Source organism: Sphingomonas sp. 2R-10 (assembly GCF_030062225.1).
Taxonomy (GTDB): domain Bacteria; phylum Pseudomonadota; class Alphaproteobacteria; order Sphingomonadales; family Sphingomonadaceae; genus Sphingomonas.
In genome coordinates, this window is sequence record NZ_JASCXF010000027.1 from 22,154 (window position 1) to 43,843 (window position 21,690).

Genomic DNA, 21,690 nt, shown 5'->3' on the forward strand with positions numbered 1-21,690 from the left:
CGAGGGCTTTTGCAGAGGTCTCGATCAAGGCCGGGGGGACGATGTGGAACGGGAAGTGTTGCGGGTCTTTCCCGACGCTTCAATCATCCCGCACCCAGTCGCCAGACTTGCCGCCCTGCTTCTCGACTACGCAGATGCCGTCGATAACCATTGCCTTGTCGATCGCCTTTGCCATGTCATAGATCGTCAGGAGTGCGGTGGAAGCTGCTGTCAACGCTTCCATTTCCACCCCGGTCTTGCCGTCGGTCGCAGCGGTGGCGGTCACGCGGATCGCCCCGTCCTCGAACGCGAAGTCGATCGATGCCCTGGTCAGCGGGAGCGGGTGGCACAACGGGATCAGGTCGCTGGTGCGCTTGGCGGCCATGATGCCGGCGACGCGTGCGACGGCGAGGACGTCGCCCTTCCTGACCAGCCCGTCGCGGATCGCGGCCAGTGCCTGCGGCGACATGGTGATCCGGCCGGTGGCGATGGCGAGGCGGCGGGTTGCGATCTTCCCGCCGATATCGACCATGTGCGCGCTGCCGTCGGCGTCGAGATGGGTGAGCGTCATCCGATCATCGCCCGCGTCGCTGCCTCGACATCGTCGTGGCGCATCAGCGCTTCGCCGATCAGGAAGCAGCGGACGCCATGCCGTGCCATCGCATCGAGATCGGTGCGCGACGTCAGCCCGCTTTCGGCGACGAAGGTGCAGCCGGCAGGGGCATGGCCGACCAGTTCATAGGTCCGGTCAAAACTGACCGAGAAGTCCTTGAGATTGCGGTTGTTTACCCCGATCAGCCGCGAGCGGAGCGCCAGTGCGCGGTCGAGTTCGGCGCGGTCGTGGACCTCGACGAGCACGTCCATGCCGCGTTCGATCGCCGCCGCCTCGATCTCGGCCATCTGCACGTCGGACAGTGCGGCGACGATGATGAGGATGGCGTCGGCGCCGAGCGAACGGGCTTCGGCCACCTGCCACGGATCGACGTTGAAGTCCTTGCGCAGCACCGGCAGGTCGCAGACGGCGCGGGCGGCGACGAGATAGTCGTCGGCCCCTTGGAAATAGTCGATATCGGTCAGGACGGAGAGGCAGGCGGCACCGCCCGCGGCATAGGCGCGGGCGTGGGCGGGCGGATCGAAATCGGGGCGGATCAGCCCCTTGGACGGGCTGGCCTTCTTGATCTCGGCGATCAGCGCATGGCCGGGCATCGCGTCGAGCGCTGCGCGAAAGCCGCGCGGGGCCGTGCGTTCGGTCGCGCGCGCGTCGAGGTCGGCGACGCTGGCGCGGGTCCGGCGGGCGGCGACTTCGCTGCGCTTGGTGGCGAGGATGGTGTCGAGCATCGTCATGAATAGGCGATCCATTGGTCGAGCAGCCGATCGGCAGCGCCCGAATCGATGACCTCGGCGGCACGCTCGGCGCCGTCGGTCAGGTCGGTGGCGGTATCGGCGATCAGCAGTGCCGCGGCGGCATTGAGCAGGACGGCGTCGCGATACGGTCCGCGCTCGCCCTTCAGCAGCGCGCGGAGCGCCGCGGCGTTGTGCGCGGCATCGCCGCCGCGGATCGCGCTGATCGGATGGCGGGGCAGGCCGGCATCCTCGGGCACGATGCGGTCGGCCATGGTCATGCCGACGGGCACGACGATGGTCGGACCGGCGCCGGAAATCTCGTCCAGCCCCTCTTCGCCCGACACGATCAGCGCGGTTTCGGCGCCGAGCAGTTCCATCGCCTCGGCATAGACGGTCGCATAGTCGGGGCGGGCGATGCCGATCAGCTGGCGGGTGGTGCGCGCCGGATTGGCGAGCGGTCCCATCAGGTTGAAGATGGTACGCCGGCCGATGCGCTGGCGGATCGGGGTGATGCGGCGCATCGCCGGATGGTGGTTGGCGGCGAAGAGGAAGGCGATGCCGAGATCGGCCAGCGTCGATTGCGCCATCGCCCCGGCGACGCCCATGTCGAGCCCGAGCGCTTCGAGCGTGTCGGCGGCACCCGCCTTGCTGGAGGCGGCGCGGTTGCCGTGCTTGGCGACGGGCACCCCGGCGGCGGCGACGACGAGGCTGACGGCGGTCGAGACGTTGAGGGTGTGGTGGCCGTCGCCCCCGGTGCCGCAGACGTCGATCGCGCCCTCCGGCGCATCGATCGGGATCATGCGGTGGCGCAGCGCGCGGGCTGCCTCGGCGATCTCGATGCTGGTTTCGCCGCGCAGGGCAAGGTCGGTGAGGAAGGTGGCGATGGCGTCGTCGGACACCGTGCCGTCGAGGATCGCGGCGAACGCCTCTGCCGCGCTCTGGTGGCTGAGCGGGCTCGACGGATCGGGCAGCAGCGTGGCGACGGTCATGCCGGCACCGTCGCCGCGATCCCGGCGCTCTTGAGGAAATTGGCGAGCATCGCATGGCCGTGTTCGGTGGCGATGCTTTCGGGGTGGAACTGCACGCCGTGGATCGGCAGGTCGCGGTGGCGAAAGCCCATGACGCTGGCATCGGAGGCGGTCGCGTTGACCACGAGGCAGTCGGGCACGTCGGTGACGATCAGCGAATGATAGCGCGTGGCGGTGAAGGGCGAGGGCAGCCCGGCGAACAGGCCGGTGCCGTCATGATCGACCGGACAGGTCTTGCCGTGCATCAGCCCGCCGCGCACGACCTTTCCCCCGAAATGCTGGCCGATCGCCTGATGGCCGAGGCAGACGCCGAGCAGCGGGCGCTGCACCTGCGCACAGGCGGCGACGAGGTCGAGCGAGATGCCGGCCTCCGTCGGGGTGCAGGGGCCGGGCGAGATCAGGAACCCCTGCGCATCGCTGGCAAGCGCGTCGGCGGCGGTCATGGCATCGTTGCGCTCGACCCGCACCTCGACGCCCAGTTCCATCAGATAGTGGACGAGGTTCCAGGTGAAGCTGTCGTAATTGTCGATGACGAGGATCATGGCACCGCCATAGCGTCCTGCGGGCGCGGTGCAACGACAGGAAAGCCTTGCGCGTTCAGCCTGCGCTCATCGATCGGGTCGGTTAGTGGGCGTGTGAGGGAGATGTACCGATGGCGCGTTGGGTTTTGGCGGGACTGGCACTGGCGATCGCGGGACCGGTAGCGGCGCAGGAAACGCCGGCCGATCCGCCGCAACGGGTGCGCAACGCGACCGTCTATGGCGAGGAAGCCTGCCCCAGGCCCGCCAGCAACGACGAAATCGTGGTGTGCGCGCGGCTGGGCGAAAACGAACGCTATCGCATCCCCAAGCGGTTCCGCGATCCGCCGTCGCAGGCCTCGGCCGATTCGAGCTGGGCGCAGCGCGCGGACGTGGCGATGGAGGCGGCGCGGGCGACGCGGCCCAACAGCTGTTCGGCGATCGGGATGAACGGCCAGAGCGGCTGTACCCAGGCGATGCTGCGCCAGTGGTTCGCCGAACGGCGTCAGCAGCAGCAGATGAACAGCGACATTCCCGGCGCGCGCTAGTCGGGCTTGCCCGTCCGGCGGCAGCGATCCGAGCAATAGACGACCTTGTCCCAGTCGCGCGCCCATTTCTTGCGCCAAGCGAACGGGCGCTGGCAGACCGGGCAGGTCCTGGTCGGCAGGTCGCGCTTGGCGATCCCTTGCGGCATCAGCGCGGGCAGCGGTCGAGGAAAGCGGCGACGCTGCCCAGATCGACCGAGCGGTCGAGATAGGTCTGGCCGATGCCTCGGGCGAGCAGGAAGGGCAGCGTGCCGCCCTCGCGCTTCTTGTCGTGGAGCATGTGGCCGACCAGTGTGTCGCCCGAGGCGGTGATGCCTGCGGCGGCGAGACCGTCGGGCAGCCCTGCGGCGCGCAGGTGTGCGGCGACGCGGGCGGCATCCTCGGCACGGCACAGCCCCTGTTCGGCGCTATAGGCGAAGGCGAGCGCCATGCCGGCCGCGACCCCTTCGCCGTGCAGCAGCGATCCGTCGAACCCGGCCTCGGCCTCCAGCGCGTGGCCGAAGGTGTGGCCGAGGTTGAGGAGCGCACGGGTGCCCGTCGTCTCGCGCTCGTCGGCGCCGACGATGCGGGCCTTCGCCCCGACCGAGCGGGCGATGGCATGGGTCCGCGCCAGCGGATCGCCGAGCAGCAGCGCCGTGCCGTTCGATTCGCACCATGCGAAGAAATCGGGATCGTCGATCAGCCCGTATTTCACGACCTCGGCATAGCCCGCGCGCACTTCGCGGGGCGGCAGCGTGTCGAGCGTCGTCGGATCGATCAGCACCAAAGCGGGCTGGTGGAACGCACCGACGAGGTTCTTGCCGGCGCGGGTGTTGATCCCGGTCTTGCCGCCGACCGACGAATCGACCTGCGCCAGCAGCGTCGTCGGTATCTGGACGAAGCCGCAGCCACGCTTGAGGATCGCGGCGGCGAAGCCGACGAGATCGCCGATCACCCCGCCGCCGAGCGCCACGATATGGTCGCTGCGCTCGACGCCCAGCGCCAGCAGCGAATCGAGCAGCCGTTCGAGCGTGGCCCAGCCCTTCGATCCCTCGCCCGCCGGAATCTCGATCGCCTCGCTGGCGATGCCGGCGGCGGTGAGCGACGTGCGCAGCGTGGCGAGGTGCATCGGCACCTGCGCATCGGCTACGATCACCATCCGCCGGCCGCGTGCAATGGGGCCGAGATGGTCGGCGGCGCGCGCCAGCACGCCATCCTCGATCACGATGTCGTAGCTGCGGTCGCCAAGCGCGACGGGAATGACGGTCATTGGCCGATGGCTTTCAGGATGGCGGAAACGGTGGCGTCGTGCGGCGCGTGCTGGCTGACGACGTGGATCGGGGCAAGCGCATAGACCGGATTGCGGATGCGGGCGAGGTCGCCCAGCACCTTGCGCGGGTCCTTGCCGCGCAGCAGCGGGCGGGTGTCGCGGCGGCGGACGCGTTCGGCGAGCACGTCGGGCGAGGCGTCGAGCCAGATCGCCAGCGCCTGTCCGAGGATCAGGTCGCGGGTGTCGGACTGCATGAACGCGCCGCCGCCGGTCGCGATGATCTTTGGCGTGCCGTCGATCAGCCGGGCGATCACGCGGCGCTCGCCGTCGCGGAAATGATCCTCGCCGAAGCGTTCGAAGATTTCGGCGATGGTCATGCCGGCGGCATGTTCGATCTCGTTGTCGGCATCGACGAAGTCGAGCTTCATCCGCTGCGCCAGCCGGCGGCCGACGGTGGATTTGCCGACGCCCATCAATCCGACGAGCACGATCGGCCGGCCGGTCCAGCGGGGCGGGGAAGGGGGAAGGGAGTCCTGAATTTGCAGCATTGCGCGAGGGGCTATACAGCCGCCCCGCCGATCGGGCAAAAGGCGCGTCGCCGTCTTTTTTTGTCGATCCTTCAGTACCGGGACGTTTTGATCCATGTCGCGTTCGCTTGTCATCCTCCTCGTCGTCGTAGTCGCGCTGGTCGCGGGACTGTTCCTGCTGGCGGGGCGTTCGACCGAGCAGCAGCCGACCCAGATCGAAAAGGCGGTCTCGCTTGAAAACCTCGCCAACTGACCGGTTGCGCATCGGGATCGCCGCCGCCGCGCTGATCGCGGCCGGCGTGCCGGCGATCGGACAGGACGTGCCCGAATCGCTGCTGCCGCCGGGGTTCGGCGATGCGCCGGTGCCGGCCCCCACGCCGACGCCGCGGCCGACCGCAGCGGCGCCGTCGACCGGCGCGCCGGGTTTCGCGCCGTCGGCGCCGATCGTCCAGCCGCTGCCGGGCGTGCCGGGCGCGGTGCCGACCCCGACGCCGACCGCATCGGCGACGCCGGTCGCGATCAGCCCGGAGGCGCTGCGGCAATATGAGCTGCCCGACTACGCCCGCCGCTCGACCGCCAGCATCGGCATCGCCGGGCAGGGCGGCGCATTCGGCAACGACGCGTTCGGGACCGCCGACGGACCGTGGCTGGAACGGGTGATGCGCTCGCTCGACGCGCCGGTCGCGTCGCGTTGGGTATCGATCGGACTGCGCCGCGCGCTGGTGTCGGATGTCATGACGCCGAGCGGGGTCGACGGTGCGGATTATGCCGCGGAGCGGGCATGGCTGCTGGTGCGGATGGGCGAGGCGGCTTCGGCGCGCGCGCTGGTCCAGTCGGTCGATATCGAGAATTATACGCCGAAACTGTTCCAGATCGCGATGCAGGCGATGCTGGCGACCGGTGATCCCGCCGGGCTGTGCCCGCTGGTCACCCCGGCGATGGCACAGTCGAACGAACGCGGCTGGCGCCTGGCCAACGCCATCTGCCTCGGCCTGTCGGGCAAGGCGCGCGAGGCCGGGCGGATCGTCGATCAGGCCCGTCGTGCCGCGCCGGGTGGCGGTGCGATCGACGTGGCGCTGGCCGAGAAGCTGGTCGGCAAGGGTTCGGCCGGACGCCGCGCCGCGACGATCGAATGGGACGGCATCGACCGGCTGACCGCATGGCGATACGGCATGGCCGCCGCCAGTGCGACGCCGGTGCCCGCCGCCCTGTTCGGCGGGGTCGGGCCGCAGGTCCGCTACTGGCACGCGACCGCACCGCAATTCGCGCCGGGCGTCCGGCTGGCCGATGCCGATCTGGCGGCGGCGCAGGGCGTGGTGTCGAGCGAGGCGCTGGTCGACCTGTACGCGCAACTGGGCAGCGACGAGGACGCGACCAGCAAGCAGGGCGCGCTGGCGACCGACCTGCGTACCGCCTTTACCGGCAACGATACCGACCGGCTGGCGATGCTGCGCCAGTTCTGGGAACCGGCGATCACCACGCCGTCCGGCTATGCCCGGCGGGTGCTGACCGCGCGCGCCGCGGCGATGATCGCGCCGGTCGCGACCCATGCGGGCGATGCCGACCAGTTGATCGCGTCCATGCTGAGCGCGGGCCTCGACCTGCCGGCGCTGCGCTGGCGCGGGATCGTGCCGGTCGGCAGCGATGGCTGGGCGATGCTGGCGGTCGCCGACCCGATGGGCCGGTCGGTCGCGGCGGGCGCGGTGTCGGACTATGCCGGGCAGAATGCCCGCAAGGGCCAGCTGCTGTTCGCGGCGCTTGCCGGGCTCGGCCGGCTGCCGCGCGACCAGGTGGCGGGCATGGCGCGCGAGCTGAACGTCGCGGTCGGCGCGCGCAATCCGTGGACGGACGCGATCGACCGCGCGGGCGTGAACGGCGAGGGCGGCACGGTGCTGCTGCTGGCGGCGAGCGGCATGCAGACGCGCGACTGGCGCGGGGTGCCGGCCGAGGCGCTGTTCCACATCGTCGCGGCGCTGCGCGCGGCGGGGCGCGAGGGCGAGGCGCGGATGATCGCGGCCGAGGCGCTCGCCCGGTCGTGACGTCTCCCGTGGCGACTGGCCCCGGCACCGACCGGGACCTGATCGACCGCTTTCTGGAGATGATGGCGGCGGAGGCGGGGGCGGCGCGCAACACCATCGCCGCCTATCGCACCGACCTGTCGCTCGCGTCGCAGGCGCTGTGCGGGCGGCTGGCAACGGCGGATGCCGCGGCGATCGGGCGGCTGGCCGACGGGTGGCAGGATTTCGCCAAGTCGACCGTCGCGCGCAAGGGCGCGGCGCTGCGGCGGTTCTTCGCGTTTCTGGCGGAGGAGGGGCTGCGCGGCGACGATCCGGGCGCGGCGCTGCCCCGGCCGGGTACGTCGCGCCCGCTGCCCAGGACGCTGTCGAGCGGCGATATCGATGCGATGTTCGCCGCGATCGACGCGCGGATCGCGCGGGTGCCGCCCGACCGCAACGACCTGCGCCTGTCCGCGCTGTTCGAGCTGCTGTACGGATCGGGACTGCGTGCGACCGAGCTGGTGTCGCTGCCCCGCGCGGCGATCGCGTCCGACCGGCCGTACCTGATCCTGAAGGGCAAGGGCGGGCGCGAGCGGATGGTGCCGCTGTCCGATCGTGCCCGTGCCGCCGTCGCGCGGTGGCGGGCGCACGTCCCCGCGGACAGCGCGTGGCTGTTCCCGTCGGGACAGAAGCACCTCGGCCGGATGCGGTTGTACCAGATCGTCCGCGCGCTGGCGGGCGAGGCGGGGATCGCGCCCGACCGGATCAGCCCGCACGTCCTGCGCCACGCCTTTGCCACGCATCTGCTGGAGGGCGGGGCCGACCTGCGCGCGTTGCAGGCGATGCTGGGCCATGCCGATATCGCGACCACCGAAATCTATACCCATGTCGATGCGTCGCGACTGGTACGGCTGGTCAACGAACGCCACCCGCTGATTGACGCCGGACGGACACGGCCATAGGGCGCGGAACCATGGCTACCTTCCTTGATTTCGAAAAACCCATCGCCGAACTGCAGGCGCGGATCGACGAACTGCGCGATACCGCCGCCGATGGCGAGCTGGACATCGCGACCGAGATCGGGCGGTTGCAGACCAAGTCCGACCGGCTGCTGCGCGAAACCTATGCGAAGCTGACCCCGTGGCAGAAGACGCAGGTCGCGCGCCATCCCGAACGGCCGCATTTCAGGCATTATGTCGCCGCGCTGGTCGAGGATTTCATGCCGCTGGGCGGTGACCGCGCCTTTGCCGACGATCAGGCGATCCTCGGCGGGATCGGCCGGTTTCGCGGGCGCAAGGTCGTGGTGATCGGCCATGAAAAGGGCGACGACACCGCCACGCGGCTGCGCCACAATTTCGGCATGGGCAAGCCAGAGGGCTATCGCAAGGCGATCCGCCTGATGCAGCTGGCCGACCGCTTCGCCCTGCCGGTGGTGACGCTGGTCGATACGTCGGGTGCGTTTCCCGGTATCCAGGCCGAGGAGCGTGGACAGGCCGAAGCGATCGCGCGATCGACCGAGGCGGCGCTGAACCTCGGCGTGCCGATGGTGTCGGCGATCCTCGGCGAAGGCGGATCGGGCGGCGCGATCGCGCTGGCGGCGGGCAACCGGGTGCTGATGATGGAACACGCCGTGTATTCGGTGATCTCGCCCGAAGGCTGCGCATCGATCCTGTGGCGCACCGCCGACAAGGCACCTGAAGCGGCCGAGGCGATGCGGGTGACCGCGCAGGACCTGAAGACGCTGGGCGTGATCGACCGGATCGTCGCCGAGCCGCTGGGCGCAGCGCACCGTGATCCGGCGGCGGCGATCGCCGCGCTGGGCGATGCGATCGATGGCGAACTGACCGAACTGGCGGCGCAGGATGCGGCCGGGCTGCGGCAGGCGCGGCGCAAGAAGTTTCTCGCAATGGGGCGGCTGTAACGCGAAAAGGGCGGCGGAACCGAAGTCCCCCCGCCCTTCCTGTTCGGCGTAGTGAAGGCTTACGAAGCCTTCATGTTCGACGTGACGTTGCCGAAGGTGGTCTTCAGCTGGTTGCCCAGGCCCTGCATCGCGGCGATGGCGGCGACGGCGATCAGCGCGGCGATCAGGCCGTATTCGATCGCGGTGGCGCCCTTGCTGTTCTTCAGGAAGGTACGGATCTTCTGCATAATTCGCTCCATGGTTCTGCGTGCTTCAATTATTCCCGGCGTTACGGAACAAAATTCCGGTCGGCTCGAAGAGGGTACGATCGGCGCGGTTGATAAAGGTTTAAAGGAACACGAGGGACTTCACTTTGATGGTTAACCGCGTGGGGTATGTTGCGTTACATTCGCGGTGACCCCGTTCCACAGGTCGCTGGTGGTCTTGCCGAGGGCGGCGATACCGGTCATGACCGCCAGGACCACCAGTGCCAGGATCATGCCGTATTCGACCGCCGTCGCGCCGCGCCGATCTTGCCAGAGGCTGCGGAAGACCCGCACAAGCGAACGCATGACGGCCTGACTCCCCGCGAAACTCCGTGGGCAATTCCTAGGCCGGTTGAGGTTAAGAAAGTGTCGATTCCCCCATCCCGCATATTGCTGGTTACCGCCGCCGCGCTGGTCGATCGCGACGGTCGCGTCCTGGTGCAGCAACGCCCGCCGGGCACGGCGATGGCCGGGCTATGGGAGTTTCCCGGCGGCAAGGTGGAACCGGGCGAAACGCCGGAGGCCGCGCTGATCCGCGAGCTGGACGAGGAACTGGGGATCGTGGTCGATCACAGCTGCCTCGCACCCGCGGCGTTCGCCAGCGAAGGGCTGGGCGACCGGCACCTGTTGCTGCTGCTGTACGCGCTGCGCAAATGGAACGGCATCCCGCAGGCGCGCCATGCGACCGCGCTGCAATGGCTGCGGCCGGTGCAGCTCCACGCGCTGCCGATGCCGCCCGCAGACCGCCCGCTGATCGGACTGCTGGAGACCCTTATCTAGGGCGCAGCGTGTCGGCGAGCGAGGCGGTGGCGCTGCCGCGTCTCGCCGGTTGCGGCTGGCTGGGCGCGGGGGCCCAGCCGGTGAGGTAGATCACCTCGAACTGTTCGGTCGTCCGCCCATCGGCGTCGGCGCGCTCCGCAAAGGCCGCCGCGGTCGCCATCAGGCCGGTTCGGCCGAGCGGCGCGGGTTCGAGCAGGCCGGTCGCGCCCATGCCGCGCAGGTCGTCGACCAGCCGCCCGAGCCCGGCATAGCGCACGCTCAGCGTTTCCGAATCGGCGACCGGCAGCGCGAAGCCGGCGCGCACCAGCAGGTCGCCGGCCGAGCGCAGGTCGATCTGCGGATGGACCCGGGCCGCCGGGCGGTCGGGTTCGGCGGCGAGCAACGACTGGCGCAGCGTTGCCAGCGTCCGCCCGCCGGTAAAGGCCGCGAGGAACAGCCCGTCGGGGCGCAGCGTCCGCCGGATCAGCGTCAGCGCGCCGGGCAGGTCGTTGACGCTGTCGAGCACGCCGACCGACACGACCAAGTCGAACGCCCCGTCGGCGAAGGGCAGCCGGTCCTCGTCCCCCTGCACCCCGTGCGCGCCCCGCGCAAAGGCGAAGCCGGGGTCGAAGCGCGCGACGCGGGTGCCGGGCGGCGGGGTGAAGGCGGCGTCGGCGCAGCCGAGGTCGAGCACGTCGGAGAAGCTGCGGGTGACGGCATGCAGCCGCTCCTCGATCCCCTCCAGCATGTAGCGGTGGAGGAAGTCGGCGCGGGCGAAATCGGTGGCAGCGCGGTCGCGGTGGAGGCGGCGGCGCTGGCGGGCGAAAAGGTCGGGGGCGGTCACGCGCCGCCTTGTGCCGGGTGGCGGGCGCGGCGACAAGGGCGCGATGCGCCCGCTCGCCGTCCCCGCCGCCGCCCTGGCCCAGCTCGTCGCGCTGGCGCTGCCGCCGCGCTGTCCGGGGTGCGGGTTGGTGGTGGAGGCGGATCACCGGTTCTGCGCGACATGCTGGTCGGGGCTGCGCTTTCTGGGCGATCCGGCGTGCGCGCGGTGCGGCGTGCCGTTCGCGGTCGATGCGGGGCCGGGGACGTGCTGCGCGACGTGCCTCATGCGGCCGCCGGGGCATGACGGGGTGCGGGCGGCGGTCGCCTATGGCCCGGTCGCGCGCGATGTCGCGCTGAAGCTGAAATATGGCGGGCGGCTGGCGCTGGCGCGGACGATGGCGCGGCTGATGGTGCGCCATCTGGCGGCGGACGCGACGTGCCTGATTCCCGTGCCGCTGCACCGGCGGCGGATCTGGACGCGCGGCTACAACCAGGCGCAGTTGATCGCCGCCGAACTGGGGCGGCTGTCCGGCGTCCCGGTGGCACGCGACGCGCTGCGCCGGACGCGGCCCACCCCGCCGCTGCGCGGGCTGGACGGACGTCGCCGGGCACAGGCGGTGCGCGGTGCGTTCGCCGTGACCGATCCGGCGCGGATCATCGGGCAGTCGATCGTGCTGGTCGATGACGTCCATACCAGTGGCGCGACGGCGCAGGCATGCGCCAGGGCGTTGCGCGCGGCAGGGGCGGTGCAGGTATCCGTCCTGTGCTGGGCGCGGGTCGTCGGGACGGACGATTGACAAGGGCGCACGGCGACCACAACTGCACTGGCATGGCAAACATCACCATCTATACCAAGGCGTTCTGCCCCTATTGCACCCGCGCCAAACGGCTGCTGGACGACAAGGGCGCGGCCTATGACGAGATCGACATCACCATGGGCGGGCCAAAGCGGCAGGAGATGCTGGGCCGTGCCAATGGCCGCACCACGGTGCCGCAGATCTTCATCGGTGATGCGCATGTCGGCGGATCGGACGATCTCGCCGCGCTGGAACGCGACGGCAGGCTGGACGCGCTGCTGGGCGCATGAAGCTCGCGCTGCTCCAGATGACTGCCGGTATCGATCCGGATGCCAATGCCGCGGTGCTGGTGGACGCGATCGAACGGGCGGCGGCGGCGGGCGCGGCGATGCTGTTCACGCCCGAAATGTCCGGACTGATCGATCGCGACCGCGAACGGGCAGCGGGATCGATCGCGACCGAAGCTGGCGATCGCGTGTTGCGCGCGGTATGCGATACGACGGCGCGGACCGGCGTCTGGGTGCATCTCGGATCGCTGGCGGTGCGGCGCGACGATGGCCGGCTCGCCAATCGCGGCTATGTGATCGACGACGGTGGCTGCATCCGCGCAACCTATGACAAGCTGCACCTGTTCGACGTGACGCTGCCCGGCGGCGAGAGCTGGCGCGAATCGGCGAGCTATGCGCCGGGCGAACGCGCCTGCGTGGTGACGACCCCGGCGGGCAAGCTCGGCCTGTCGATCTGCTACGACCTGCGCTTCGCCGACCTGTTCCGCGCGATGAGCGATGCCGGGGCGACGATCCTGTCGGTGCCGGCGGCCTTCACCGTGCCGACGGGGCAGGCGCATTGGCACGTCCTGCTGCGGGCGCGCGCGATCGAGGCGGGAGCGTTCGTCGTGGCGGCGGCGCAGACCGGCACCCATCAGGACGGCCGCACGACCTATGGCCATTCGCTGGTGATCGATCCGTGGGGCAAGGTTCTGCTCGACATGGGCGAGGGGGCGGGCATCGGCTATGTCGACATCGATCCGGCGCAGGTCGATACGGTGCGCGCGCGTATTCCGGTGCTCGACCATCGCCGTGCCATCCCGCCGGTCGAGCGTATCGCGTGATCGTGTTCGATCTGCGCTGTGGCAATACGCATGTGTTCGAGGCGTGGTTCGCCTCCAGCGACGCCTATGGCGAACAGCGCGAACGCGGCCTGATCCGCTGCCCGATGTGCGACGACGCGCGGATCGACAAGGCGGTGATGGCACCGAACATCGCGGCGAAGGGCGATCGCCCGGCGGGTCCGCCGCCCGGGGCGATGAAGGCGGCGCTGGCGGCGCTCGCCAGGGCGCAGCAGCAGGCGCTGTCGGGCAGCGAATGGGTCGGCCGCGCCTTTGCCGATCGCGCACGCGCGATGCACGTGGGGGAAGCGGACGTGGCGCCGATCCATGGCCAGGCGACCCGCGAGGAAGCGAAGGCACTGGTCGAGGAAGGCGTAACGATCGCGCCGCTGCCGCTGCCGGTGGTGCCGCCGGAGCGGGCGAATTAAAGCCTGATGACATTCAGCTATCCAGTGTCGTCCCGGGCTTACGGAGCCACTATTCTCGTCACCCCGGAACAGGTCCGGGGTGACGATGGGATGTAAATGTCGATCGGCCTTCGAGCGAAAGCTGGGCCGCAAGCCGCGTTTTGCCCGCGCCCTCACCGAGAGATGTCAGCCTTCGCCGGGACGGCGATTGGTGCGGCCCCCCACCCGTTTGCTTCGAGCGCAGATTCGAGCCTGTCGAGAACCGAAGTCGTGAAGGGGTTGCCCCAAATAACCGCGTTCTCGACGAGGGGCGGGTCGGATTGTCCCCCGGACAATCCGGATACCCAAGCGGGGCATGGTTCACCCGACCCTCTTCTCGACAGGCTCTAAGCTGCTCGAATCGAACGGTGGTGGAAGGGGCTAGGTGTTTGATCCATCCCTGTTGAAACGGGCGTCATCCCAGCGAAGGCTGGGATCTCCCGGTGGTAGCGCGCAGCAGAAGCCGATGGAGACCCCAGCCTTCGCTGGGGTGACGGTTCCATTCGGATGGATCAAACTCTAACGTGCCGATCGTCGACCGACGAACTGCGGCAGGAAAGCTGGTGGCCTCGGAGGGACTCGAACCCCCGACGCCCGCTTTAGGAAAGCGGCGCTCTGTCCAGCTGAGCTACGAGGCCATGGCAGCGCTGTATAAGCGCGCGCGCGCTTAGGCAATGCCGCCGATCAGCTGCCACATTCCCAGCGACCGTCGCGATAGACGCGCTCGCCGCCGTCGTCGGTGCGCATCGTCAGCGTCGCCGGCCACGCCCGGGTCGATGTCGACGCCTGCTGCCCCGGACCCGCCGGATGGTCGATCGTGAAGGCCACCTTGTCGCCGGCCAGGATGCCGCCCGTCTGCACCGCCTCGCGTCCCGGCGTGGCGGCGGTGATGCGGCGTTTCGCCTTGTTGAAATGGACCAGCCCGTCGCCTTCGTCCCGCACCAGCAGCAGCACCGGCCCGCCCGCGGTCGCGTGAAAGGTGCAGCCCGATCCCAGCAGATTCTTGTCGGCGAAGTCGGCGCGGACCATCGGCAGCAGTTCGGGGGCGGCGTGCGGCGCGGGGGTGTCGGGCAGGCCGCGGGTCGAGGCGACGGGCCGCTGCGGGTTGGCCCCCGGATCGACGCCGCCGATCGATCCGACCGGGGTCGCCGCCTGCGCGTCGGTCGCATTGGCCGGCGGGTCGGCCGAGCAGGCGGCAAGCGACAGCGTGGCGGCGGCGATGCAGGCGAGGCGGCGTGTCATGGCCGTAAAACGCCCGGCCGCCGATCGCCGTTCCGTCAGCCGCGCCCGATCAGCGCCAGCACTTCCTTGCGGCTGCGTTCGTCGTCGCGGAACACGCCCATCATCCGGCTGGTCGTCATGGTGACGCCGGGCGTGCGCACCCCGCGCGAGGTCATGCAGCCATGCGTCGCCTCGATCACTACCGCAACTCCGCGCGGCTTGAGGCCGTTCCAGATGCAGTCGGCGACTTCCGCCGTCAGCCGTTCCTGCACCTGCAGCCGCCGTGCATAGCCGTGCAGCACCCGCGCCAGCTTGGAAATGCCGACGACATGGTCCTGCGGCAGATAGGCGATGTGCGCCTTGCCCACGATCGGCGCCATGTGATGCTCGCAATGCGACTGGAACGGAATGTCGCGCAGCAGCACAATCTCGTCATAGCCGCCGACTTCCTCGAACACCCGTTCGAGGTGATAGGCCGGATCCTCGGCATAGCCCTGCGTATATTCCTTCCACGCCCGCGCGACGCGCAGCGGCGTGTCGAGCAACCCTTCGCGGTCGGGATCGTCGCCGGTCCAGCGGATCAGCGTGCGGATCGCGGCGGCGACGTCGTCGGGCACCGGAATCTTGGGGGCGGGGCCGACCAGTTCGCCGCCATCGGCATCGTCGTTCGCGTCACACATCCTGCTGGTCCATTCCCGATCTTCGATCCGATACAGCATGCCGGCTCTGCCCGCTGTAGCGGAGCAACTGTGGCTTCCATACCCGTTCGCCGACAAAAGCGCGGTTTCATGGTTGCTTGCCCGTTGACGCGGGATAGATGCTTCGTCACCAAATGCAACCTGCATAGCCGGACGATATCGGCAGCAGAGGAAGAGGGGATGCCATGACGAAGTTCCAACTGCTGGCGGCCACCGCCCTGTCCATGGTCGTCGGCGCGCTGCCCGCCGTCGCACAGACCACGGCCACGTCGCCCGTACCGTCCACGCCGACCGCCGCGGGCGCGGTGCAGCAGGACGTGCCGCCGACCGCCACCGAAGAGGATTGGGGCAACGAGATCATCGTCACCGCCAATCGCCGCGCCGAGCCGATCCAGGACGTGCCGGTCGCGGTGACCGCGGTGAACGCGCAGCTGCTCGACGATGCCGGCGTGCGCGACATCCGCGGGCTGGAACAGCTGGCCCCCTCGCTCCAGACCACGACCGGCCAGTCGTCGGCCGTATCCACCTCGCTGTCGATTCGCGGCGTCGGCACGGCGGGCGACAATCCGGGGTTCGAGCCGGCGGTCGGCGTGTTCATCGACGGCGTCTTCCGGTCGCGCGCAGGCATCGCCATCGCCGAACTGCCCGAGGTGGAACGCGTCGAGGTGCTGCGCGGACCGCAGGGGACGCTGTTCGGCCGCAATACCTCTGCCGGCGCGCTGTCGGTGACGACCGCGCTGCCGAAGTTCGATCTGGGTGGCTATGTCGAGGGCGAATACGGCAATTACAACGCATATGAGTTGAAGGGCGCGCTGACCGGGCCGGTGACCGAACAGCTCGCGCTGCGCGTCGATGGCGGCTATCGCAAGCGCGACGGCTATATCGACGACGTCAATTCCGACCGCGCGTTCAACGACATCAACCGCTGGTACGTCCGCGGCCAGGCGCTGTACGACACCTCGGCGTTCAGCTTCCGCCTGATCGGCGACTATTACAAGACCGACGAGCAGTGCTGCGGCGTCGTCAGCGGAACCCGCGGACCGACCGCCGCCGCGATCCAGGCGATCGCGACGCAGCAGGGCCGCACCGGCATCTATACCGGGCCGCCGTCCGACCGGAAGATGGCGGCATCGCCCAACCGCGATTATGGCGAAGCGGTGCGCGACTGGGGCTTGTCGGGCGAACTGAACGCCGATATCGGCGACCTGAAACTCACGTCGATCAGCGCCTATCGCGATTTCCGCGTACTGCGGAACCAGGACATCGACTATTCGGGGATCGATCGCGCCTATCGCGAAGGGTACAAGTCCTCGCTGCGCGACATCACGCAGGAACTGCGGCTGCAGGGGCAGCTGTTCGACGGCAAGCTCGATTTCCTCGTCGGCGGCTTCTACCTGAACGAAAAGCTGAAGCTGCGCGACACGGTGCGGCTGGGCAACGATGCCAACCGCTATGTCGACACGCTGCTGGCGGGCGTGCTGGGCGCGCCGCCATCGGCCGGCGGCATCGGGCGGGCGGCGCAGTTCTTCGGCAGCTTCAACGTGCCGACCTTTACCCAGCTGGTGACGTCGCTGCGCGGCGGCGCGGCGCTGCCCGCCGGCACGGTGCCGCTGTTCGGACAGTTGCTCTATGCGCAGAGTGCGGACTTGCAGGCCAATTTCGCGCCGGGATCGTCCGTCTTCAACTACCTCAACACGCCGCTGACGCCGAACGTCGCGGGACAGGGGAACAACAACGACGATTTCCAGGTCGATACCAACGCGTTCGCGCTGTTCACCCACAACATCATCAACGTGACCGATCAGCTGTCGGTGACGCTGGGCCTGCGCTACAATTACGAACGCAAGGAGCTGGCGGCATCAATCAACAGCAACCCGGCGGCATGCGGCTTCTTCCTCGGCAACGATCCGCGCGCGGTCGTCTATCGCAATGCGATCCGCACCGCGAGTCCGGCGCTGTTCCAGAACCTGTTCCTGCTCAGCTGCAACCCGGCGGTGTCGAGCGAGTTCAACGGCAACTACACCCATGACCGGTCGGAAAGCCGGCTGACCGGCACCGCCAAGCTCGCCTACAAGTTCACGCCCGACATCCTCGGCTATGCCAGCTACGATCGCGGGTTCAAATCGGGTGGCTACAATCTCGACCAGGCGAGCTTCAATACCCGCGTGCTGGGCGGCGACGGTGCGCAGGCCACCGATCTGGAATTCGGGGCGGAAACGGTCGACAGCTACGAACTGGGCCTGAAGACCAGCTTCACGCGCAAATTCTCGTTCAACGCCGCGTTGTTCTACCAGAAGTTCAAGGGGCTCCAGTCGCTGCTCTTCGCGGGCAACAGCTTCATCGTGCAGAACGTGCCGAAGTCGACCGCCAAGGGCGTCGAACTCGAGTCGCTGGTTCAGCCGATCCGCGAGCTGAGCTTCCGCTTCGGCTACACGCTGCTCGACGCATCCTATGATGCCGACAACGACTTCACCGGCACGCCGCTCCAGAACCAGAACGGCCGCCAGTTCCTGAACCAGCCGCGCAACGTGTTCACCGTCGCCGCGACGTGGACGCCGAAACTGACCGGCGACCTGAACGCGCTGTTCCATGTCGACATGCGCTACAACAGCGACGTGTCGATCGTCCGCGACGGCACCGGCACCACGCGGGTCGGCAATGACGGCTACCCGCTGCTCAACGGCAAGATCGGCGTGGCGACCGACGATCGCAGCAAGCAGCTGGAGTTCTTCGTCGAGAACATCACCAACCAGTATTACAACATCTCCGGCTTCCCGATCCCCGAGCAGACCGGCACCTATGGCGTCTATCCCGCCATGCCGCGCTTCTACGGGGTGCGTGCCCGGTTCGGTTTCTGACCCGAATTCGGGACGAAAGGCTGGTTATAGGGGGAATTTCGTGGAATCCCCGGTACGGTTTGTCGCTTTTCCCCCGCGACAAGCGCATCGGAACATTGCATAACCGTCGGCCTGCCGTGCCCACGGGGTGCGGCCCTCAGGGGGATTAGGAGGAATATTATGGCCAAGGAAACCACGACGACCGGCGGCGCCCGGGGCGGTATCGCGAAGCCGGTGCAGCCGTCGGCCGATCTGGCGAAGATCACCGGCTCCGATCCGCTGCCCCGCAGCGAAGTCGTCAGCAAGATGTGGGAATACATCAAGAAGCACGACCTGCAGAACCCGAAGGACAAGCGCGAGATCCTGGCCGACGCCACGCTCGAAAAGCTGTTCGGCAAGAAGTCGTGCTCGATGTTCGAAATGAACAAGCTGCTGAGCGCGCACATGAAGTGACCGGTTCGCGCCGCTGGTGCGGTGCGACCTGTTCGTGAAGACGCCGCCTGGGGCAACCCGGGCGGCGTTTTCGTATCGTGACAAAGCGTTGCCGGTGCGATTTTCGGAAACGTATCGTGCTCTCGATCGGTTATGTCCGTATCGGACAAACGTCCGAACCGGTTACCGGCCAGCATGGGCCGGAACCATTCGCAGGAACAGGAGATGGACATGACGATCGGATTGGCCGGCATGATATGGGTGATGGCTTCGGTCGCGCCGCAGGCCGGCATGGCGCACAGCGTTCGCATCGACCACGCCACCGGCACGGTACAGTCGGACTATCGCGCTGACGTACAGGTCACCCACCGCCAGGTCGGCGCGGCCGGTGCGGGCGGACGCCCGTCGACGTTGCGCTGCATGTGGCGCGCGGGACTGGTGGTCGACCGGCAGGCACGGCACGCCTCGGGATCGACGCTGGCACGCTCGTTCGCGCACGACAATGTGGTCGAGGGCAGCCGGCCGGGCTGGTGCAGCGCGCAGAAGCGCGCGATCGCGGATGAAGTCGCGACGCGCACCCCCGAACTACAGGCGCAACTGGTACGACTGGCGCAGGAGGACCACGGGGTACTCCACGCCGAAATCGACCGGATGCAGGGAAACAGACAGGCAGGATGACAGCAAGAGCAGTTTTCGGAGCGATGTCGCTGTTGCTGACGACAGCGGCACAGGCGCAGTCGCTGCCGTCGGTCGGGGTTGAGGCGACCACCGACGAACGGCGGCGCGGGTTGAGCTGGAGCGAGGGCAGGGCATCGATTTCCGGCGATGCCGCGCTGACGCTGGGCGCGATCGAGATCGACGCCCGGGTTGCCGCCCTGCGCGACTCGGTGCGACACGATGGCGCCGATGCGGTTGCCGATCTGGGCGCGGCGTTCGTTGCCGATGCCGGACCGTTGCAACTGCGCGGGCGGGCGATCGGTCACATCTTCGCCGGCGCGGCGCGTGGCATGGACTATGCCGAATTCGGCGGCGATGCGCGCTATGCGCTGGGGCCGGTCGAACTGACGGCCGGCGCGCTCTATGCTCCGCCGCAGCGGGCGATCGGCGGCAGCAACCTGTATCTGTCGGCACAGGCGGTCGCGGGGATACCGGCCACGCCGTTCACGCTGGTCGGCGGCGTCGGACGCTCGTCGGGCGCGGTGGACGCTGCCGCGCGCGCCGACCGGTTGCGGCCCGGCGGGACCTATACCGACTGGCGGCTGGGCGTCGAACATACCACCGGCCCGCTGACGCTGGCGGTCGACTATGTCGGGACCGACCTGACCGACGACCGCGTGGTAAGCGCCATCGGGGATCGGCGACACGGCGGCGACCGGATTCTGGGCCGGGCGCGGTTCGCGTTCTGAGGCCCTGAAGACGCAAACGCCGCACCAATGGTTGGGACGGTGCTTCCGGCTCTGAATCCAAAAGCGCACGTCACCCCAGCCTGCGCTGGGGTGACGTTTTTGGCTGGGTTTATCCCCGCACCGTCGCATTGGCCGCGCTCAGCGCCGCCCGCACCGTCGCGGTCGCGACGTCGCCGTCGATCCCCACCCCGAACACCCGCCGCCCGTCGGGCAGGCTGCATTCGAGATACGCCGCGGCCTGCGCATCGGCGCCATGGCCGATCGCGTGCTCGCTGTAATCGATGACGTCCATGTCGATGCCGCCCTCGTCGCGCAGCGCGGCGAGCAGCCCCGACAGCAGCCCGTTGCCCTTGCCCGAGATCGAACGCTCCTCGCCATCCATCTGGACGCGGCCGACGAAGGTGCGCGGCGGACCGCCGCCGGGCGCATGGGTTTCGGCATAGTCGATCAGTGCGTAGCGATCCTTGCCGTGCGGCAGATACGCGTCGTGGAACGCGGCCCAGATGTCGGCGGCGTTCAGTTCGCGGCCCAGCCGGTCGGCCATCGCCTGCACGTGGCGGCTCAGATCGGCCTGCAACCGCTTGGGCAGCTTCAGCCCCTTGTCCTGTTCGAGCACCCACGCCACGCCGCCCTTGCCCGACTGCGAATTGACGCGGATCACCGCTTCATAGCTGCGGCCGAGATCGGCGGGGTCGATCGGGAGATAGGGGACTTCCCATAGGCCGTCGTTGCGCACCGCCTGTGCCGCCATGCCCTTCTTGATCGCGTCCTGATGGCTGCCCGAAAAGGCGGTGAACACCAGATCGCCGGCATAGGGCGTGCGCGGATGGACCGGCAGCGCGGTGCAATAGTTCACCGTGTTCACGACCTCGTCGATGTCCGACAGGTCGAGCTGCGGGTCGACGCCCTGCGTGTAGAGGTTCAGCGCGACCGTCACGAGATCGCAATTGCCGGTCCGCTCGCCATTGCCGAGCAGGCAACCCTCGACCCGGTCGGCGCCGGCCATCAGCCCCAGTTCGGCGGCGGCGACGCCGGTGCCGCGGTCGTTATGGGTGTGCAGCGAGATGACGACGCTGTCGCGGTTGGGCACGTTGCGACAGAACCATTCGATCTGGTCGGCATAGACGTTGGGCGTCGCCGCCTCGACCGTCGCCGGCAGGTTCAGGATCAGCGGCTTGTCCGGCGTCGGGCGCAGCACGTCCATCACCGCTGCGCAGACCTCGACCGAGAAGTCGAGTTCGGCGGTCGAAAAGGTTTCCGGGCTGTATTCGAACCGCCAGTCGGTGTCCGGGCGCTTCGCCGCCTCGTCGCGCAGCACCTTCGCACCCGCGATGGCGATCTCGCGGACTTCGTGGCGTTCCATGCCGAACACGATCCGCCGCCATGCCGGGCTGACCGCGTTGTAGAGGTGGACGATCGCCTGCCTCGCGCCGTCGAGGCTTTCGAAGCTGCGCTCGATCAGGTCGCGGCGCGACTGGGTCAGCACCTGCACCCACACGTCGTCGGGAATGCGATCGTCGCGCACCAGGCTGGAAATGAAGTCGAACTCGGTCGCCCCGGCGGAGGGGAAGCCGACCTCGATCTCCTTCAGCCCGACCTTCAGCAGCAGGTCGAAGAACCGGTTCTTCTTCTCCGCGCCCATCGGGTCGATCAGCGCCTGATTGCCGTCGCGCAGGTCGGTCGACAGCCAGCGGGGAGCCGTGGTGATCGTGCGCGACGGCCATTGCCGGTCGGGCAGGTCGATGGTGGGGAAGGGGCGGTATTTGGTCGAAGGATCGCGCAGCATGTCGTCTCTGGCCTGTCTGGGGCGC

Annotated in this window: 27 protein-coding genes and 1 tRNA gene; 14 read left to right on the plus strand and 14 right to left on the minus strand. The window is 68.8% G+C overall.

All coding sequences use genetic code 11. The features are described 5' to 3' along the window. Positions 1-79: 79 nt before the first annotated feature. From moaC to QLH51_RS13290, 4 genes are read right to left on the minus strand one after another with little or no spacing between them, the layout of a single operon-like run. Positions 80-550 (minus strand): cyclic pyranopterin monophosphate synthase MoaC, encoded by a 471-nt coding sequence (gene moaC / locus QLH51_RS13275; protein WP_125660029.1) that lies wholly within the window; start codon positions 548-550, stop codon positions 80-82. Next, a complete protein-coding gene (trpC, locus tag QLH51_RS13280) occupies positions 547-1,323 on the minus strand; it encodes an indole-3-glycerol phosphate synthase TrpC (RefSeq protein ID WP_125660032.1) in 777 nt (258 codons plus the stop codon). Before trpC ends, moaC begins: the two co-directional genes overlap by 4 nt. After that, entirely contained in the window at positions 1,320-2,312 is a 993-nt protein-coding gene (gene trpD, locus QLH51_RS13285) for an anthranilate phosphoribosyltransferase (protein ID WP_125660035.1), read from the minus strand. Before trpD ends, trpC begins: the two co-directional genes overlap by 4 nt. After that, positions 2,309-2,893, minus strand: coding sequence for an anthranilate synthase component II (locus tag QLH51_RS13290; protein WP_125660038.1), 585 nt, complete (start codon positions 2,891-2,893; stop codon positions 2,309-2,311). Before QLH51_RS13290 ends, trpD begins: the two co-directional genes overlap by 4 nt. A 110-nt stretch (positions 2,894-3,003) precedes the next feature. Between QLH51_RS13290 and QLH51_RS13295 the strand changes: the two genes are divergently transcribed. Further along, complete coding sequence (locus tag QLH51_RS13295) at positions 3,004-3,417, plus strand: hypothetical protein (protein ID WP_125660041.1); 414 nt, start codon at positions 3,004-3,006, stop codon at positions 3,415-3,417. Here QLH51_RS13295 and QLH51_RS13300 read toward each other — a convergent pair. From QLH51_RS13300 to QLH51_RS13310, 3 genes are read right to left on the minus strand one after another with little or no spacing between them, the layout of a single operon-like run. Next, positions 3,414-3,563: a DUF2256 domain-containing protein gene (locus QLH51_RS13300; RefSeq protein WP_125660044.1), complete on the minus strand. Its 150-nt coding sequence runs from the start codon at positions 3,561-3,563 to the stop codon at positions 3,414-3,416. The genes QLH51_RS13295 and QLH51_RS13300 overlap by 4 nt on opposite strands. After that, the gene (aroB, locus tag QLH51_RS13305) at positions 3,563-4,663 is read right to left on the minus strand and encodes a 3-dehydroquinate synthase (RefSeq protein ID WP_125660047.1); all 1,101 of its coding nucleotides are present in this window, start codon (positions 4,661-4,663) and stop codon (positions 3,563-3,565) included. The genes QLH51_RS13300 and aroB overlap by 1 nt, the downstream gene beginning before the upstream one ends. Continuing rightward, positions 4,660-5,211, minus strand: coding sequence for a shikimate kinase (locus QLH51_RS13310; protein WP_125660050.1), 552 nt, complete (start codon positions 5,209-5,211; stop codon positions 4,660-4,662). The genes aroB and QLH51_RS13310 overlap by 4 nt, the downstream gene beginning before the upstream one ends. Positions 5,212-5,305: 94 nt before the next feature. Here QLH51_RS13310 and QLH51_RS13315 point away from each other — a divergent pair, with 94 nt between their 5' ends. Genes QLH51_RS13315 through QLH51_RS13330 form a run of 4 tightly spaced genes read left to right on the plus strand, consistent with a single transcriptional unit; the run spans position 5,306 to position 9,108 of the window. After that, positions 5,306-5,443: a hypothetical protein gene (locus QLH51_RS13315; RefSeq protein ID WP_164516190.1), complete on the plus strand. Its 138-nt coding sequence runs from the start codon at positions 5,306-5,308 to the stop codon at positions 5,441-5,443. Next, a complete protein-coding gene (locus QLH51_RS13320; RefSeq protein WP_125660053.1) occupies positions 5,424-7,229 on the plus strand; it encodes a hypothetical protein in 1,806 nt (601 codons plus the stop codon). Before QLH51_RS13315 ends, QLH51_RS13320 begins: the two co-directional genes overlap by 20 nt. Positions 7,230-7,237: 8 nt before the next feature. Further along, positions 7,238-8,149: a tyrosine-type recombinase/integrase gene (locus QLH51_RS13325; RefSeq protein WP_206429158.1), complete on the plus strand. Its 912-nt coding sequence runs from the start codon at positions 7,238-7,240 to the stop codon at positions 8,147-8,149. An 11-nt stretch (positions 8,150-8,160) separates the two neighbouring features. Next, positions 8,161-9,108, plus strand: coding sequence for an acetyl-CoA carboxylase carboxyltransferase subunit alpha (locus QLH51_RS13330; protein WP_125660059.1), 948 nt, complete (start codon positions 8,161-8,163; stop codon positions 9,106-9,108). 59 nt (positions 9,109-9,167) lie between these two features. Here QLH51_RS13330 and QLH51_RS13335 read toward each other — a convergent pair whose 3' ends face one another. Beyond that, positions 9,168-9,335, minus strand: a complete 168-nt coding sequence (locus tag QLH51_RS13335) for a Flp family type IVb pilin (RefSeq protein ID WP_125660062.1) — start codon at positions 9,333-9,335, stop codon at positions 9,168-9,170. Between the two features lie 132 nt (positions 9,336-9,467). Continuing rightward, entirely contained in the window at positions 9,468-9,659 is a 192-nt protein-coding gene (locus QLH51_RS13340; RefSeq protein ID WP_125660065.1) for a Flp family type IVb pilin, read from the minus strand. 84 nt (positions 9,660-9,743) lie between these two features. On the opposite strand from QLH51_RS13340, the gene QLH51_RS13345 reads away from it, so the two are divergent. Beyond that, a complete protein-coding gene (locus tag QLH51_RS13345) occupies positions 9,744-10,133 on the plus strand; it encodes a (deoxy)nucleoside triphosphate pyrophosphohydrolase (protein WP_206429159.1) in 390 nt (129 codons plus the stop codon). On the opposite strand, the gene QLH51_RS13350 is transcribed toward QLH51_RS13345, so the two are convergent. Beyond that, a complete protein-coding gene (locus QLH51_RS13350) occupies positions 10,126-10,956 on the minus strand; it encodes a class I SAM-dependent methyltransferase (protein ID WP_125660068.1) in 831 nt (276 codons plus the stop codon). The two genes, QLH51_RS13345 and QLH51_RS13350, sit on opposite strands and share 8 nt — an antisense overlap. Before the next feature lie 43 nt (positions 10,957-10,999). Here QLH51_RS13350 and QLH51_RS13355 point away from each other — a divergent pair, with 43 nt between their 5' ends. Genes QLH51_RS13355 through QLH51_RS13370 form a run of 4 tightly spaced genes read left to right on the plus strand, consistent with a single transcriptional unit; the run spans position 11,000 to position 13,267 of the window. Next, positions 11,000-11,731: a ComF family protein gene (locus tag QLH51_RS13355; RefSeq protein ID WP_125660071.1), complete on the plus strand. Its 732-nt coding sequence runs from the start codon at positions 11,000-11,002 to the stop codon at positions 11,729-11,731. A gap of 32 nt (positions 11,732-11,763) precedes the next feature. After that, on the plus strand, positions 11,764-12,021 hold the full coding sequence (grxC, locus tag QLH51_RS13360; protein ID WP_125660073.1) for a glutaredoxin 3: 258 nt from the start codon (positions 11,764-11,766) through the stop codon (positions 12,019-12,021). Continuing rightward, the gene (locus tag QLH51_RS13365) at positions 12,018-12,842 is read left to right on the plus strand and encodes a carbon-nitrogen hydrolase family protein (protein ID WP_125660076.1); all 825 of its coding nucleotides are present in this window, start codon (positions 12,018-12,020) and stop codon (positions 12,840-12,842) included. The genes grxC and QLH51_RS13365 overlap by 4 nt, the downstream gene beginning before the upstream one ends. Beyond that, positions 12,839-13,267 carry a DUF1178 family protein gene (locus QLH51_RS13370; protein WP_125660079.1) on the plus strand — a complete coding sequence of 143 codons (429 nt, stop codon included), beginning with the start codon at positions 12,839-12,841 and terminating at the stop codon, positions 13,265-13,267. The genes QLH51_RS13365 and QLH51_RS13370 overlap by 4 nt, the downstream gene beginning before the upstream one ends. 579 nt (positions 13,268-13,846) lie before the next feature. Here the strand turns inward: QLH51_RS13370 and QLH51_RS13375 are convergent. The 3 genes from QLH51_RS13375 to folE form a co-directional block, all read right to left on the minus strand. Continuing rightward, positions 13,847-13,923: transfer RNA gene (locus QLH51_RS13375), tRNA-Arg, on the minus strand. Between the two features lie 46 nt (positions 13,924-13,969). Further along, positions 13,970-14,527: a hypothetical protein gene (locus tag QLH51_RS13380; protein WP_125660082.1), complete on the minus strand. Its 558-nt coding sequence runs from the start codon at positions 14,525-14,527 to the stop codon at positions 13,970-13,972. A gap of 35 nt (positions 14,528-14,562) precedes the next feature. Continuing rightward, positions 14,563-15,186, minus strand: a complete 624-nt coding sequence (gene folE, locus QLH51_RS13385) for a GTP cyclohydrolase I FolE (protein WP_125660085.1) — start codon at positions 15,184-15,186, stop codon at positions 14,563-14,565. A 203-nt stretch (positions 15,187-15,389) separates the two neighbouring features. Here folE and QLH51_RS13390 point away from each other — a divergent pair, with 203 nt between their 5' ends. From QLH51_RS13390 to QLH51_RS13405, 4 genes are all read left to right on the plus strand, one after another. Continuing rightward, the gene (locus QLH51_RS13390) at positions 15,390-18,062 is read left to right on the plus strand and encodes a TonB-dependent receptor (protein WP_125660088.1); all 2,673 of its coding nucleotides are present in this window, start codon (positions 15,390-15,392) and stop codon (positions 18,060-18,062) included. Positions 18,063-18,221: 159 nt separating this feature from the next. After that, complete coding sequence (locus QLH51_RS13395; RefSeq protein WP_125660091.1) at positions 18,222-18,494, plus strand: SWIB/MDM2 domain-containing protein; 273 nt, start codon at positions 18,222-18,224, stop codon at positions 18,492-18,494. 210 nt (positions 18,495-18,704) lie between these two features. Next, positions 18,705-19,151, plus strand: coding sequence for a hypothetical protein (locus QLH51_RS13400; protein ID WP_206429160.1), 447 nt, complete (start codon positions 18,705-18,707; stop codon positions 19,149-19,151). Positions 19,152-19,174: 23 nt separating this feature from the next. Then, positions 19,175-19,879, plus strand: a complete 705-nt coding sequence (locus QLH51_RS13405; protein WP_206429161.1) for a TorF family putative porin — start codon at positions 19,175-19,177, stop codon at positions 19,877-19,879. Positions 19,880-19,988: 109 nt separating this feature from the next. Here QLH51_RS13405 and leuA read toward each other — a convergent pair whose 3' ends face one another. Further along, positions 19,989-21,665, minus strand: coding sequence for a 2-isopropylmalate synthase (leuA, locus tag QLH51_RS13410; RefSeq protein WP_125660096.1), 1,677 nt, complete (start codon positions 21,663-21,665; stop codon positions 19,989-19,991). Between the last annotated feature and the right edge of the window lie 25 nt (positions 21,666-21,690).

What these genes read in the sequence shown, in the direction of transcription:
- moaC (WP_125660029.1), bottom strand. Translation starts at nt 550, where the DNA reads ATGACGCTCACCCATCTCGACGCCGACGGCAGCGCGCACATGGTCGAT.
- trpC (WP_125660032.1), bottom strand. Translation starts at nt 1,323, where the DNA reads ATGACGATGCTCGACACCATCCTCGCCACCAAGCGCAGCGAAGTCGCC.
- trpD (WP_125660035.1), bottom strand. Translation starts at nt 2,312, where the DNA reads ATGACCGTCGCCACGCTGCTGCCCGATCCGTCGAGCCCGCTCAGCCAC.
- QLH51_RS13290 (WP_125660038.1), bottom strand. Translation starts at nt 2,893, where the DNA reads ATGATCCTCGTCATCGACAATTACGACAGCTTCACCTGGAACCTCGTC.
- QLH51_RS13295 (WP_125660041.1), top strand. Translation starts at nt 3,004, where the DNA reads ATGGCGCGTTGGGTTTTGGCGGGACTGGCACTGGCGATCGCGGGACCG.
- QLH51_RS13300 (WP_125660044.1), bottom strand. Translation starts at nt 3,563, where the DNA reads ATGCCGCAAGGGATCGCCAAGCGCGACCTGCCGACCAGGACCTGCCCG.
- aroB (WP_125660047.1), bottom strand. Translation starts at nt 4,663, where the DNA reads ATGACCGTCATTCCCGTCGCGCTTGGCGACCGCAGCTACGACATCGTG.
- QLH51_RS13310 (WP_125660050.1), bottom strand. Translation starts at nt 5,211, where the DNA reads ATGCTGCAAATTCAGGACTCCCTTCCCCCTTCCCCGCCCCGCTGGACC.
- QLH51_RS13315 (WP_164516190.1), top strand. Translation starts at nt 5,306, where the DNA reads ATGTCGCGTTCGCTTGTCATCCTCCTCGTCGTCGTAGTCGCGCTGGTC.
- QLH51_RS13330 (WP_125660059.1), top strand. Translation starts at nt 8,161, where the DNA reads ATGGCTACCTTCCTTGATTTCGAAAAACCCATCGCCGAACTGCAGGCG.
- QLH51_RS13335 (WP_125660062.1), bottom strand. Translation starts at nt 9,335, where the DNA reads ATGCAGAAGATCCGTACCTTCCTGAAGAACAGCAAGGGCGCCACCGCG.
- QLH51_RS13340 (WP_125660065.1), bottom strand. Translation starts at nt 9,659, where the DNA reads ATGCGTTCGCTTGTGCGGGTCTTCCGCAGCCTCTGGCAAGATCGGCGC.
- QLH51_RS13355 (WP_125660071.1), top strand. Translation starts at nt 11,000, where the DNA reads ATGCGCCCGCTCGCCGTCCCCGCCGCCGCCCTGGCCCAGCTCGTCGCG.
- grxC (WP_125660073.1), top strand. Translation starts at nt 11,764, where the DNA reads ATGGCAAACATCACCATCTATACCAAGGCGTTCTGCCCCTATTGCACC.
- QLH51_RS13365 (WP_125660076.1), top strand. Translation starts at nt 12,018, where the DNA reads ATGAAGCTCGCGCTGCTCCAGATGACTGCCGGTATCGATCCGGATGCC.
- QLH51_RS13380 (WP_125660082.1), bottom strand. Translation starts at nt 14,527, where the DNA reads ATGACACGCCGCCTCGCCTGCATCGCCGCCGCCACGCTGTCGCTTGCC.
- folE (WP_125660085.1), bottom strand. Translation starts at nt 15,186, where the DNA reads ATGTGTGACGCGAACGACGATGCCGATGGCGGCGAACTGGTCGGCCCC.
- QLH51_RS13390 (WP_125660088.1), top strand. Translation starts at nt 15,390, where the DNA reads ATGACGAAGTTCCAACTGCTGGCGGCCACCGCCCTGTCCATGGTCGTC.
- QLH51_RS13395 (WP_125660091.1), top strand. Translation starts at nt 18,222, where the DNA reads ATGGCCAAGGAAACCACGACGACCGGCGGCGCCCGGGGCGGTATCGCG.
- QLH51_RS13400 (WP_206429160.1), top strand. Translation starts at nt 18,705, where the DNA reads ATGACGATCGGATTGGCCGGCATGATATGGGTGATGGCTTCGGTCGCG.
- QLH51_RS13405 (WP_206429161.1), top strand. Translation starts at nt 19,175, where the DNA reads ATGTCGCTGTTGCTGACGACAGCGGCACAGGCGCAGTCGCTGCCGTCG.
- leuA (WP_125660096.1), bottom strand. Translation starts at nt 21,665, where the DNA reads ATGCTGCGCGATCCTTCGACCAAATACCGCCCCTTCCCCACCATCGAC.